Origin of the sequence: Streptomyces sp. NBC_00386 (genome assembly GCF_036063235.1) — a bacterium.
Taxonomy (GTDB): domain Bacteria; phylum Actinomycetota; class Actinomycetes; order Streptomycetales; family Streptomycetaceae; genus Streptomyces.
On record NZ_CP107950.1, the window covers coordinates 4,893,938 to 4,907,390 of the forward strand.

General features: G+C 72.0%; 8 protein-coding genes and 1 pseudogene. 3 read left to right on the top strand and 6 right to left on the bottom strand.

The window, feature by feature from the left end; genetic code table 11:
• Positions 1-59: 59 nt before the first annotated feature.
• The 3 genes from cydD to OG780_RS21535 all read left to right on the top strand — a co-directional run bounded on the left by cydD (position 60) and on the right by OG780_RS21535 (position 6,650).
• Positions 60-3,587, top strand: a complete 3,528-nt coding sequence (cydD, locus tag OG780_RS21525) for a thiol reductant ABC exporter subunit CydD (RefSeq protein WP_443062188.1) — start codon at positions 60-62, stop codon at positions 3,585-3,587.
• A 139-nt stretch (positions 3,588-3,726) separates the two neighbouring features.
• Complete coding sequence (locus tag OG780_RS21530) at positions 3,727-5,436, top strand: sensor histidine kinase (protein ID WP_328450583.1); 1,710 nt, start codon at positions 3,727-3,729, stop codon at positions 5,434-5,436.
• Positions 5,437-5,606: 170 nt separating this feature from the next.
• A complete protein-coding gene (locus OG780_RS21535; protein ID WP_328450585.1) occupies positions 5,607-6,650 on the top strand; it encodes a M23 family metallopeptidase in 1,044 nt (347 codons plus the stop codon).
• Positions 6,651-6,702: 52 nt separating this feature from the next.
• Here the strand turns inward: OG780_RS21535 and OG780_RS21540 are convergent, their stop codons facing one another.
• From OG780_RS21540 to OG780_RS21565, 6 genes and pseudogenes are all read right to left on the bottom strand, one after another.
• Entirely contained in the window at positions 6,703-7,590 is an 888-nt protein-coding gene (locus tag OG780_RS21540) for a Cof-type HAD-IIB family hydrolase (protein ID WP_326786807.1), read from the bottom strand.
• Positions 7,591-7,693: 103 nt separating this feature from the next.
• A complete protein-coding gene (locus tag OG780_RS21545) occupies positions 7,694-8,596 on the bottom strand; it encodes an LLM class flavin-dependent oxidoreductase (RefSeq protein WP_328450588.1) in 903 nt (300 codons plus the stop codon).
• Positions 8,597-8,689: 93 nt separating this feature from the next.
• A complete protein-coding gene (locus OG780_RS21550; RefSeq protein ID WP_328450590.1) occupies positions 8,690-9,238 on the bottom strand; it encodes an RNA 2'-phosphotransferase in 549 nt (182 codons plus the stop codon).
• 242 nt (positions 9,239-9,480) lie between these two features.
• On the bottom strand, positions 9,481-10,425 hold the full coding sequence (locus OG780_RS21555) for a MerR family transcriptional regulator (RefSeq protein ID WP_328450592.1): 945 nt from the start codon (positions 10,423-10,425) through the stop codon (positions 9,481-9,483).
• Positions 10,426-10,616: 191 nt separating this feature from the next.
• Positions 10,617-12,386, bottom strand: a complete 1,770-nt coding sequence (locus OG780_RS21560) for an SDR family oxidoreductase (protein WP_328450594.1) — start codon at positions 12,384-12,386, stop codon at positions 10,617-10,619.
• Positions 12,383-13,225 (bottom strand): annotated as a pseudogene (locus OG780_RS21565) (M24 family metallopeptidase). The gene OG780_RS21560 and the pseudogene OG780_RS21565 overlap by 4 nt, the downstream one beginning before the upstream one ends.
• Positions 13,226-13,453: the final 228 nt, after the last annotated feature.

Sequence of the window (13,453 nt, forward strand, 5' to 3'; positions counted from 1 at the left end):
TCCGATGTAGCGGCATGTTTCACGTGAAACGTGCCTGATGGGCCAAAGGTGTGTTTCACGTGAAACCAATCGATCCGCGTCTGCTTCGGTACGCCCGAGCCACCCGCCGTTTCCTTGTGGCGGTCGTGGGGCTGGGCGTCGCCGGAGCGGCACTGGTCATCGCACAGGCGATGCTCATCGCCGAAGTGGTGGTCGGCGCCTTCCAGCGCGGTTTCTCCGCCGCCGAACTGCGTACCCCCCTGGTCGTGTTGACGGTCGTGGCGCTCGGGCGCGCTCTGGTGGCCTGGCTCACCGAGCTCGCCGCGCACCGCGCGAGTGCCGCGGTGAAGTCGGAGCTGAGGGGGCGGCTGGTGGAGCAGGCCGCGTCGCTCGGGCCCGGGTGGCTCAGCGGCCAGCGGACGGGTTCCCTGGTCGCCCTCGCGACACGGGGCGTCGATGCGCTCGACGACTACTTCTCGCGCTATCTGCCGCAGTTGGGGCTCGCCCTGGTGGTCCCGGTCGCCGTGCTGGCGCGGATCGTCACCGAGGACTGGGTGTCCGCGGCGATCATCGTCGGCACGCTGCCGCTCATCCCCTTGTTCATGGTGCTGATCGGCTGGGCCACACGCAGCCACATGGACCGCCAGTGGCGGATGCTGTCCCGGCTGTCCGGACACTTCCTGGACGTGGTCGCGGGGCTGCCCACGCTCAAGGTGTTCGGCCGGGCCAAGGCGCAGGCCGAGTCGATCCGGAAGATCACCGGCGAGTACCGGCAGGCGACGATGCGGACGCTCCGGATCGCCTTCCTGTCGTCCTTCGCCCTGGAACTGCTCGCCACCATCTCGGTCGCCCTGGTCGCGGTGACCATCGGCATGCGGCTCGTCCGGGGCGAGATGGACCTGTACGTGGGGCTCGTCATCCTCGTGCTGGCACCCGAGGCCTATCTGCCGCTGCGGCAGGTGGGAGCCCAGTACCACGCCGCCGCCGAAGGGCTCGCGGCCGCCGAGGCCATCTTCGCGGTGCTGGAGACCCCGGCACCGAGGTCCGGTTCGCTGCGCGTGCCCGCGGGGGAGATCGCCTTCGACGGCGTCACCGTGCGCTATCCGGGGCGCTCCGCGGACGCGGTCTCGGACGTCTCCTTCACGGTCGAGCCCGGTGAGACGGTCGCCCTCGTCGGTCCCAGCGGTGTGGGCAAGTCGACCCTGCTGAACGTCCTGCTCGGGTTCGTGGAGCCCACCGCCGGTCAAGTCCGCGCCGGGGGAGTCGATCTCACCGACGCCGACCTCACGGAGTGGCGCTCGCGGATCGCCTGGGTGCCGCAACGGCCGCACCTGTACGCCGGATCCATCGCCGAGAACGTACGTCTGGCGCGACCCGACGCCGACGACACGGCGCTGCGCCGGGCTCTCGTCGATGCCGGTGCGGCAGGGTTCGTCGACGCCCTGCCCGCCGGGGCCGACACGCTTCTCGGTGAGGACGGCGCCGGACTGTCGGCCGGCCAGCGTCAGCGCCTGGCACTCGCACGGGCGTTCCTCGCGGACCGGCCCGTGCTGCTGCTCGACGAGCCGACGGCCTCGCTCGACGGGGCGACCGAGGCCGAGGTCGTCGCGGCGGTCCGGCGGCTGGCAGTGGGACGGACCGTGCTGCTGGTCGTGCACCGGCCGGCCCTGCTGGACGTCGCGGACCGGGTGGTCCGCCTGGAAGCCGCTGTCGTCGGCGCGCCGCGGCCGGCACCAGAGACCGGCGTTTCCGGCTCCGCGCAGCCGACGCGCACACAGCCGCCGCAAGGCACCGGGCCGGAGGACATGTTCCCGGCGGACACCGAAGGCCTCGTCACGATGTCCCGGGCCCAGGATGGCGTGCTCACCCGCGTCCGGGCGATGGCGGCTCCCCGGCGTGGGCCGCTCACGCTCGCCCTGCTCCTCGGCAGTCTCGCGCTCGGGAGCGCCGTCGGCCTTATGGCCACGTCCGGCTGGCTCATCTCGCGGGCCTCCCAGCAGCCGCCGGTCTTCTATCTGATGGTGGCCGTGACGGCCACCCGGACGTTCGGCATCGGACGGGCGGTGTTCCGGTACGCGGAACGGCTCGTCTCGCACGACGCCGTGCTGCGGATGCTGGCCGACACACGGGCGGCGGTCTACCGGCGTCTGGAACGGCTCGCGCCCGCCGGGCTGCGGACCACCCGGCGTGGTGACCTGCTGTCGCGACTCGTAGCCGACGTGGACGCCCTGCAGGACTACTGGCTGCGCTGGCTGCTGCCTGCCGGAGCCGCGGTCCTGGTCTCCGCCGCCTCCGTCGGGTTCACCGCCTGGCTGCTCCCCGAAGCCGGGGCCGTTCTCGCCGCCGGTCTGCTGGCGGCCGGGGCCGGAGTCCCCCTGGTGACCGGTGCCGTGGCGCGCCGCGCCGAACGACGGCTGGCTCCCGCACGGGGCGCGCTGGCGACCCAGGTGGCCGATCTGCTCACGGGGACCGCCGAACTGACCGTCGCGGGCGCGCTGCCCGCCCGTACCGCCGAGGCGAGGCAGGCCGACGGCGTTCTCACGGGGATCGCTTCCCGAGCCGCCACCGCGACCGCCCTCGGCGACGGGCTCACGGCACTCGTCTCCGGACTCACCGTCGCGGCCACCGCTCTCGTGGGCGCCCAGGCGGTCGCCGCCGGGCGGCTGCACGGCGTGCTCATGGCCGTCGTCGTCCTCACCCCGCTGGCCGCTTTCGAGGCCGTCATGGGACTGCCGCTCGCCGTTCAGTACCGGCAGCGGGTGCGCAAGAGCGCCGAGCGCGTGTACGAGGTGCTGGACGCCGCCGATCCCGTACGGGAGCCCGAACAGCCGCGACCGGCGCCCGCGACACCGTTCCCGCTCCGTGTGTCCGGGCTCCGGGCCCGGCACGCCGGACAGGACCGGGACGCGCTGGCCGGACTCGACCTGACCCTCGAGAAGGGACGCAGGATCGCCGTGGTCGGAACGTCCGGAGCCGGCAAGACGACGCTCGCGCAGGTCCTGCTGCGGTTCCTGGACCCGGAAGCGGGGACGTACACGCTCGCCGGGGCGGACGCCCGCGGGATGGACGGGGACGCCGTGCGCCGGCTGGTCGGGCTCTGTGCCCAGGACGCGCACCTTTTCGACAGCACCCTGCGCGAGAACCTGCTGCTCGCCCGTAAGGACGCGACCGAGGCGGCGGTCCGCGACGCGCTCGGACGAGCCCGGCTGCTGGACTGGGTGGACGGACTGCCCGACGGGCTCGACACCCTGGTCGGCGAACACGGGGCACGGCTGTCCGGCGGCCAGCGCCAGCGGCTCGCACTGGCACGTGCGCTGCTCGCCGACTTTCCCGTGCTCGTCCTCGACGAACCGGCGGAGCACCTCGACCTGCCGACGGCCGACGCGCTCACCGCGGATCTCCTGGCCGCGACCGAGGGCCGTACCACCCTGCTGATCACGCATCGGCTGGCCGGGCTCGACGCGGTGGACGAGGTGATCGTGCTCGCACGGGGACATGTGGTCCAGCGCGGGGCGTTCGCCGAGCTGGCGGCCGTCGCGGGGCCGCTGCGGGAGATGGCCGAACGCGAGACCGCCGCGGATCTGCTGGTGCGCGCTGCGGCGCCCTGAGCGCCGCACGGGCGGAGCACGGGCGACGGGCGTCGTGGACTGAGCGGGCCGTCCGGGAAGGTGTCGGCTGTGTCGGGTCCGCTGTCTCCCGCCGCCCATCCGACTTTCCCGGGCAAAGGGGACTCATTAGGCTCAAGGCATGTCAGCGGCGAGGCGCTCCCCCGTCCCGGGTGACGGCACGGCCGCGGCGGCCCAGGCTCCAGGAGGGCTGACCGGCGAGCCGGACGCACGGGTCCCGCGGCTGCTGGAGGCCGTGCGGTCGGTCGGATCGGGGCTGGAGCCGCACTCCAAGCTGAACCGCATCTGCGAGACAGCGGCGGAACTCACGGACGCGCGGTACGCGGCCATCGGCGTCGTGGACGAGAGCGGGGAGGGTCTCGCGGACTTCGTCCAGTACGGCGTGGACGAGGAGACCGCCCGCAGGATCGGGCGCAGGCCCGACGGCCACAAGGGGCTGCTGGGCGCGCTCATCCGCGACCCCGATCCGGTACGCCTGGCGAACCTGACCGACGACCCGCGCTCCTGCGGGTTCCCGGCCGGCCATCCGCCGATGCGCAGCTTCCTCGGAGTGCCGATCCGGGTGCAGGGGGAGATCTTCGGGAACCTGTATCTCACGGAGAAGCGCGGCGGCGGCACCTTCGACAACGACGATCTCGACATGCTCCGGGTGCTCGCCACCGAGGCCGGTATCGCCATCGGCAACGCCCGCCTGTACGAGGCGGCCCAGCAGCGTGAGCGCTGGATCGACGGCTCGGTGGCCGTCACCACCGCGCTGCTGGCGGGCGGCGACGCCGAGGACGCGTTGCAGACCGTCGCCGAACAGGCCCGCAGGCTCTCCGGCTCCGCGGCCGGGATCGTACTGCTCCCCGCGGAGGAGGGCGGCCTGGAGGTCGTCGCGGTGGCCTCGGACCACCCGTCGAAGGCGCTCGGCGTCGTCGTTCCGCCGGAGAGCGAACTGGTCACCGAACTCCGGGACGGGAAGCCGGTGTTCCTGGCGGACGCGTCCGCCGACCCGCGCCTGCGGACGGATCTCACCCAGGCCTACGGGCCCGTCATGATGCTCCCGCTGCAGAGCGACGGCCGGGTCCTCGGTGCCCTCCTCACCCCGAGGTCCCGCGACGGACGCCAGTTCACCGAGGGCGAGCGGACCCTCGCCACGCAGTTCGCCTCGCAGGCGGCCCTGGCGCTGATGATGGCCGAGTCGCGGCGCGACCGGGAACGGCTCGCGGTGTACGAGGACCGCGACCGGATCGCCCGTGACCTGCACGACCTGGTCATCCAGCGGCTGTTCGCCACCGGAATGATGCTGGAGAGCGCGCAGCGCCGGTCGAACGTGCCCGAGGTGCGGCGGGGCGTCGGCACGGCGGTCGACGAACTCGACGTCACCATCCAGGAGATCCGCACAGCGATCTTCGCACTCCGGCCGGGCTCCGCCGAGACGCCCTCCGGTCTGCGCACCCGTGTCCTGCGAGAGATCAACATGGTTGCCGTCCCTCTCGGTTTCCACCCCGGACACCGCTTCACCGGCCCCGTCGACACGCTGGTCGGCGAACTCACCGGCAAGAACCTCGTCGCCGCGCTGCGCGAAGCCCTCTCCAACGCCTTCCGGCACGCGGGAGCCTCCCGGATCGAGGTCTCCGTCGACGCGGACGTCCTGCTGCCGGACGGGCGGCCGGGCGTGCGCCTCGCCGTCGCGGACGACGGCGTCGGCATCCCCGACGGCGGCCGGCGCAGCGGCCTGAAGAACCTCAGGCGGCGTGCCGAGTCGCTGGGCGGCGCGAGTTGGTACGGGTCGGGGATCGGTGAGGACGGCGGCGGTACGACGGTGGTGTGGCAGGTACCGCACTGAATCCCCTTGTGCGGGTGACCTGTTCGTGCGATGCCCGGGTGACCCGTTCGCGAGCGACCCCGCCGGCACGGGACCGTTCGGTCGTGCCGCTGAGCCATTCGTGACGTCCTGTCCCCCAGGTGTACGCCTTGAACGGGCCGGGCTCCGAGGCGCGGGTCACGATCGCTGTCATGCGCTCATCTCGCTGCCATCCCCTCCTCGTACCGGCCCTGTTGTCCGCTCTCGTGATTCTCGCGGCCCGGCCGGCGGAGGCCGAGGGCGACGGCGCGGACCTCGACATCAGCGCCCAGGTGGCGCGGCTGTACGAGGACGCCTCCGTGGCGAGCGGACAGTACGAGACGGGGCGGCAGGACGCCGAGGCGCAGCGCGGCCGGGCCGAGCGGGCCGAGCGCCTGCTCGTACAGGAGCGGCAGGAGATCGCGGTACTGCACGAGGACCTGGGCCGTATCGTGCGTGCCCAGTACCGGCAGGGCGGCGGACTGCCGTACACGGCGCAGATCCTGTTCGCGAAGGACCCCGACGGTCTGATGCGTGGTCAGCATGCCGTGCGGCGGGCCGATCTGGCCGTCGCCGGTGCCGTCGAGAAGAGCCGGCGTGCCGAGGGCCGGCTCGCCGTGGACGAGGCGAAGGCCCGCTCCGAGTGGCTTGTGCTGGAGAAGCGGACCGGGGAACTCGCCGCGGTCAAGCGGACCATCGAGGCGAAGCTCGACGAGGCGCGGTCGGCGTTGCAGAGCCGGGCGGACGCCTCCGTGGCGGCCGGCTCCTGCCGTGGGGCGGTCCGCCTGGACCAGCCGCCGATGGCGCTCACCCAGGCGTGGGTCGCGCCGGTGGAGACGTACGAGCTCTCCGCGGGGTTCGGCAGCGGGGGTGAGCACTGGGCGCACCGGCACACCGGCCAGGACTTCGCGGTGCCCATCGGTACCCCGGTGCGGGCGGCCGGGGCGGGCCGGGTGGTGAAGGTGTCCTGTGGCGGTGCCTTCGGCATCGAGGTCGTGGTCGAGCACCCCGGGGGCTATTACACGCAGTACGCGCATCTCGCGGCCGTAGCCGTCGACCAGGGGCAGCGGGTCTCGACCGGGGAGTGGATCGGGCAGTCGGGTACGAGCGGCAACTCGACCGGCCCGCATCTGCACTTCGAGGTGCGGGTGACACCGGAGACGGGATCGGCGATCGACCCGGTTCCATGGCTGGCCGGGCACGGGGTCGTCGTCTAGCCGAGGTCCTCCGGCGGATGTGCCGGAGGACCTCGGCCGTGTCGGCGGAGGGCTACGCGCCGGCGGCCAGGATCTGCTCGATCACGACCGCGACCCCGTCCTCGTTGTTCGCGACCGTGCGCCCGGAGGCGGCGGCGATCACGGCGGGGTGGGCGTTGCCCATGGCGTACGACCGGCCGGCCCAGGTGAGCATCTCGACGTCGTTCGGCATGTCGCCGAAGGCGACGACCTCCTCGGGCGAGATACCGCGCTCGGCGCAGCACAGCGCGAGGGTGCTGGCCTTGGAGATGCCGGGGCCGCTGATCTCCAGCAGGGCGCTGGGGCTCGACCGGGTCACGTTGGCCCGGTCGCCGATGGCAGGGCGGGCGACGGCGAGGAACTCGTCCGGGTCCATCTCCGGGTGGTACGCGAGCACCTTCAGGACCGGCTGATCGGCGTCCAGCGCGTCCTCGGCGAGGAGTTTCTCGGCGGGCAGGACGATCTCCGGGGGCTCCATGTGCATGAGGGGGTACCCCGGTTCGAGATGGAGGCCGTACGTCCGCTCGACGGCGCACACGGTGCCGGGCGCGGCGGAACGCAGGATCCGGATGACGTCCAGCGCGATGTCGGGCGTCAGTTCGCGGATCTTGACGAAGCGGTGGGCGCCGGGGCCGCCGTGCAGGTCGACCACGGCGGCGCCGTTGCCGCAGATGGCCAGGCCGTGCCCGTGGACGTGGTCGCTGACGACGTCCATCCAGCGGGCCGGGCGGCCGGTGACGAAGAAGACCTCGATGCCGGCCTGTTCGGCGGCGGCGAGGGCGGCGATCGTGCGGTCGGACACCGATTTGTCGTCGCGCAACAAGGTGCCGTCGAGGTCCGTGGCGATCAGCCGGGGCGGGACGGTGGAGGCCGGGGTCTCGGGCCGGCGAGTCGCTGAGGTCACGGGCTCATTCTCCCGCATATATGCGCACGGCCGTGCGGCGGTCCGCACACTTGAGTGGTAACCGCCTCACTTCACCCCTGCCGCCCCGCCCTGCCGGGCCCCGGGTGCGTGGCGACCCGGTTCAGCGCAGCTGGGCCACCGCTTCCATGGCGATCCGCTCGAAGACCTTCGGGTCGGCGGCGAACTCCGAGTCGGGGATCGGCCAGTGGATCACGATGTCGGTGAAGCCCAGTTCGGCGTACCGGCCCGCGAAGTCGACGAACGCGTCGAGGGATTCCAGGGGGTGGCCCCGGTCGGGGGTGAAGCCGGTGAGCAGGATCTTGTCGATCTCCGCCACGTCCCTGCCGATCTCGGCGCACGCGTCGGCGAGCTTGGCGACCTGTCCGCGAATGGCCTGAACCGACTGCTCGGGGGTGCCCGTCTCGTACAGCTTCGGATCGCCGGTCGTCACCCACGCCTGCCCGTGACGGGCGGCGAGCCTCAGACCGCGCGGGCCGGTGGCGGCCACGGCGAACGGCAGCCGGGGGCGCTGGACACAGCCCGGGATGTTGCGGGCCTCGTGCGCCGAGTAGAAGTTGCCGCCGTAGGAGACGGAGTCCTCGGTGAGGAGCCGGTCGAGCAGCGGGACGAACTCACCGAAGCGGTCGGCGCGCTCACGCGGGGTCCACGGGTCCTGTCCGAGCGCGGTGGCGTCGAAACCGGTGCCGCCGGCGCCGATGCCCAGCGTGATCCGGCCGTTCGAGATGTCGTCGAGGGAGATCAGATCCTTGGCGAGGGTCACCGGGTGCCGGAAGTTCGGCGAGGTCACGAGCGTGCCGAGGCGCAGCCGGTCGGTGACGGCGGCGGCCGCGGTCAGTGTCGGCACGGCTCCGAACCACGGGCCGTCGCGGAAGGTCCGCCAGGAGAGGTGGTCGTAGGTGAACGCGGTGTGGAAGCCGAGCTGCTCCGCGCGCTGCCATGCGGAACGCCCGCCCTCGTGCCAGCGGACGTACGGCAGGATCACGGTGCTCAGACGCAGACTCATGCGTCGAGCGTAGACGGAGCCGGGGCGTCGTCGCCTCAGGGCGGTCCGACCGGCTGCCCCGCGCCCGGGATCGGTGCGGACCGGCGTCCGGGATCAGTGCGGACCGGAAAACCGCAGATAGCGCGGGGGTACGGCCTCCGCCAGCCAGACGCCGTTGGCGCTGACCCGGAAGACGTGGCCGTCACGGTGCATGGCGGCGGCGTCCACACCGAGGACGACCGGGCGGCCGCGGCGGGCGCCGACGCGGGTGGCAGTCTCCCGGTCCGCCGAGAGGTGTACGTCGTGCCGGTTCATGGGCTTCAGGCCCTCGGCGCGGATCGCGTCCAGGCTGGAGGCCACGGTCCCGTGGTAGAGGTACGCCGGCGGGGTCGCCGGGGGCAGTCCGAGGTCGACCTCGACGGAGTGGCCCTGGCTGGCCCGGATCAGGGTTCCCTCCACGGCGAAGCGCCGCTTGTCGTTGGTGGCCACCACGTGATCGAGTTCGTCGCGGGTGAACCGGAAGCCGTGCGCGGTGGCCGCGGAGATCAGCGCGTCGATCTCGACCCAGCCGCCCTCGCCGAGGGTGAGCCCGATCCGTTCGGGCTGGTGGCGCAGATGCTTCGAGAGGTACTTCGACACCTTCACGGTGCGTTTTTCGTCCATCTGTTCATCAGCCCGTCTTTCCGTCCGATCATCCGTCCGCTCGTGCGCCAGGTCCCCCGTTCGGCCCCGCGGTCGGTCACGCGGCCGCTCGTGCGGCTGTTCATCGGTGTTTTCCTTCATCCGCCCAGGGTGCCTGGCGAGAGACGGATCACGCATTTGATTTTGGTTCGGAGGTTTGATCCACAGCCAAGTGTTGTTATCCACAGGCGAATTGGCGAATCTGTGGACAACGCGTGTGCCGTTTAAGGTACTTCGTCAACAATGATGTGATGGGGGCTGTTTGCGGCCAGCCGGTCCAACGTACGTGCCTGTAGCTCCCGTTCGGTGGCGGCCGTCACGAACGCCGCCGCGTGCTCCACCCCGACCAGGCGCTCCACGGCCCGCATTGTCCCGGCGGCCACCTCCACCGGACGCGCACCCTCCGGCTCCATCGGGATCTGTCCCGCCGCGAGGTGCCGGCTCAGGTGTCGCGTGGCGAACAGCCGCATCGCCCGTGCCAGTTCGGCGTCCACCGTCTGCTGCGCGAGCGGTCGCAGCCGCCGTACGAGCGAGGCCGCCTCGGCCGCCTCCGCGTCGCTCGGCGGACGATCCCCCAGATACCGAGCGAAGACGTGCTCCGTGGTGAACTCGAGGAAACGGGAGGCGATGTGCTCGACCTGCCCCCTCAACTCCCTCAGATGACAGGCGATCGCGGACAGCGGAACACCGGAGTTGTACAACTCGACCGCCGCGGAAAGTTCTTGAGGGCTCGGGACGAGGAAGGTGTCCTCGTCCCCCGGAACGGGCTCCAGCACGCCCAGCTCCACCGCTTCCGCCACCGCCGCGTCGTCGGGACGACCGCCGAACCGCTCCACCAGCTCGGTCCGGGAGATCCGGGCGGCCTCCTCGTCGGTCCACGGCCCGTCGACCTCCGCGACCAGGCCGAGTATCCCGCCCAGGCCCCGGCCCGCGTCCCAGGCCTCCAGGAGTTCCTTGATCGAGGCCAGTGTGTAGCCGCGGTCCAGGAGGTCGGCGATCTGCCGCAGGCGCGCCAGATGGGCGTCCGCGTACACGTTGGCGCGCCCGCGCCGCTCGGGGCGGGGCAGCAGTCCGCGGTCCTGATAGGCGCGGATCGTCCGGACCGTGGCGCCACTGCGGTGTGCCAGGTCCTCGATGCGGTACGCGACACCGCCCGACTCGTCGCTCATCTCTCCTGCCCTCCCGCCCCCGGGCCCTGAGAGGCCGCCGCCCGCCCGATCGCCCCCGCCCGCGCCGTGGGTGAACAGGGCCGGATACGCGACGGTTCTGAGCGGTGAACTTTCCTGCGACGGATGGTACGACCGCCGCGGAGAGCGCGGTATGCCCGCGCGGAGCTCCTCCCGGCCGCCCCGTCGTGTGCTCACAAGGGCGGCTCCATGCGGGCGATCGCGCGCAGCGCCCGGGGCGCGAAGCGGTGCAGGAGGTGGGCGCCGCGCGCTTCCGGGGTCACCGGAACCACCGCCTCGTTGCGGACGACCGCGCGCAGGATCGCGTCGGCGACCTTCTCCGGCGGGTAGTTGCGCAGTCCGTAGAGCCGCGCCGACTTCTTCTGGCGCCGCTTCTCCTCGGCCGCGTCGACCCCGGCGAAACGCGCGGTCGCGGTGATGTTCGTGTTGACGAAGCCGGGGCAGACCGCCGAGACACCGATGTCCTTCCCGGCCAGCTCCGCGCGCAGACACTCGCTGAGCATCAGCACGGCCGCCTTGGAGGTGCTGTAGGCGGGCAGCGCCTTCGAGGGCTGGTACGCCGCCGCCGACGCGGTGTTGACGATGTGGCCGCCCTGCCCGCGCTCGGCCATCTGCTTCCCGAAGAGCCGGCAGCCGTGGATCACACCCCACAGATTGACGTCGAGGACCTTCTTCCAGTCCTCCGCCGTGGTGTCGAAGAAGGAGCCGGAGAGACCGATACCGGCGTTGTTCACCAGCACGTCCACCACGCCGTACTCGGCGGCGACCTTGTCGGCGAGCTTCTCCATGGCCTGTTCGTCGCTGACGTCGACCGTCTCCGCCCAGGCCTCGGGCGAGCCGATCAGCCGGGACATCTCCGCCGTGCGGGCCGCGGCCTCCGCGTCCCGGTCGACGGCCACCACCCGCGCGCCGGCCTCGGCGAACGCGAACGCGGTGGCCCGCCCGATGCCGCTGCCGGCACCGGTGACCAGCACGAGCTGCCCGCCGAACCGGTCCGCGTACCTGCCGGAGGCCACTGGCTCGGGCGCGGGAACGCCGGCCTCACGGCCCTCGTTGGCCGTCACGAACCCCGCTATCCAGTCGGCCAGCTGGTCGGGGCGCGTCCGCGGGACCCAGTGTTTGGCCTGGAGCGTGCGGCGCACCGAATCGGGGGCCCACTTCTCCAGTTCGTCATAGAGCCGCTCGGAGAGAAAGGCGTCTCCCAGGGGCGTGATGAGCTGCACGGGCGCGTGCGCGTACGCGTCCTCGCGAGGGCGGCCGAGCCGGGACCGCACGTTGTCGCGGTAGAGCCACGCGCCGTGCGCCGCGTCGGAAGGCAGTGACGGGGTCGGGTAGTCGCCCGCGGGCACCTTCTCGAGCCGCTGGAGGATCTTCGGCCACCGCTTGCCCAGGGGACCGCGCCAGGCCAGCTCGGGCAGCACCGGCGTGTGCAGCATGTATACGTACCAGGACTTGGCGCCCTGCCCGAGGAGCTGGCCGACCCTTCGGGGCGTGGGCCGCCGCACCCGCCGCTTGATCCAGTGGCCGAAGTGGTCGAGGGACGGACCGGACATCGACGTGAAGGACGCGATCCGGCCCTCCGTCCGGGCGACCGTGACGAACTCCCACGACTGCACCGAACCCCAGTCGTGGCCCACGAGGTGCACCGGCCTACCGGGACTGACCGCGTCGATCACCGCCAGGAAGTCGTCGGTCAGCTTCTCCAGCGTGAAACCGCCGCGCAGGGGCCGCGGTGCCGTCGACCGGCCGTGCCCCCGCACGTCGTACAGCACGACATGGAAGCGGTCGGCGAGCCGCACGGCGACCTCGGACCACACCTCCTTGGAGTCCGGATAGCCGTGCACGAGCACCACGGTCGGCTGCCTGTCGTCACCCAGTTCGGCGACACACAGCTCGACCCCGCCCGTCCGCACCCGGCGCTCGCGCGCGCCCACGAGACTCACTTGTCCTCCGCCCAGCGCCGCACATGCGGCAGATCGTCGTCGAGCCAGAACGCGCTCTGTCCGGGGTCCCGGGAGTCCGTGACGACCAGGAGTTCCTCGAACTTCGCGCCCGTACCCCGGAAACCGAGGTGCGGTTCGACCGCTCACAGCCCCGGCCGGGGAGGGTGGTCGGAGAAGGTGTATGGAGACCACAGGGGGGACCAGCCCTCCCGGTGGCCGTGCAGCGCGTCGCTCGCCAGCCCCTTCAGGGCCTGGACGCCGAACCCGAACAGACGCGGCGACCAGGACCGCTCCGCCACCCGGTCCACCTTGTGCGCGATCACGCCGAACGGATACGCGCGGTGCCGGTTGGCATAGCCCTGGCGGGTCATGAGCCGGTCGACGTCCTCGTAGATCTCGCGCAGGGACCGCCGCTCGCGCACCTCGCGCAGGATCAGCTCGCGGTGCGCCTCCAGATCGGCCAGCAGCTTGTCCTGCACGGGGTTCAGGCCGAGCGAGCCCGAATAGCCGATGTCCGCGGTGAAGCCCTTGTACACGGGAGCCATGTCGAGGATGAACGGCATCCCCGGTTCGAGCCGGCGGTCGGTGGGGAAGAACTGCAGCGGGATCCGGAAGCCGACGAAGGCCGTGCGGTCACCGAACCAGGCGAACGGCAGATGGAACCAGTCCCGCACCCCGCGCTCACGCAGCCACCGGCGCTGCATGCGGGCCGCCTCGCGCTCGGTGACGCCGGGCTTCAGCTGTGCCGCGACCGCTTCCGCGCACTCGTACGCGAGGCGCTGCACCTCTCTGAACCCCCGCAGTTCCGCGGAGAGTTCGCCTGCCACTGCCGTCGTCATGCCACCGCCCCACCCTGTCCGCACCGACTGCGGTACGTGCCCGTAACGTGACACTGGCGAATGTGACAGTTGTTAGAGGCTGCGTCAATAGGACCGTGGGAGCCTGTGGACAACCGACCCGGAGGGGCCCGGTCTGCCCCGCGGGAGCCGTACCTGAGGGTGACCCCTACGGGCCCGTACGACTGGAGGCTGACGCGGATCCACCTCCGTGGGCTGACGACCTCTGTG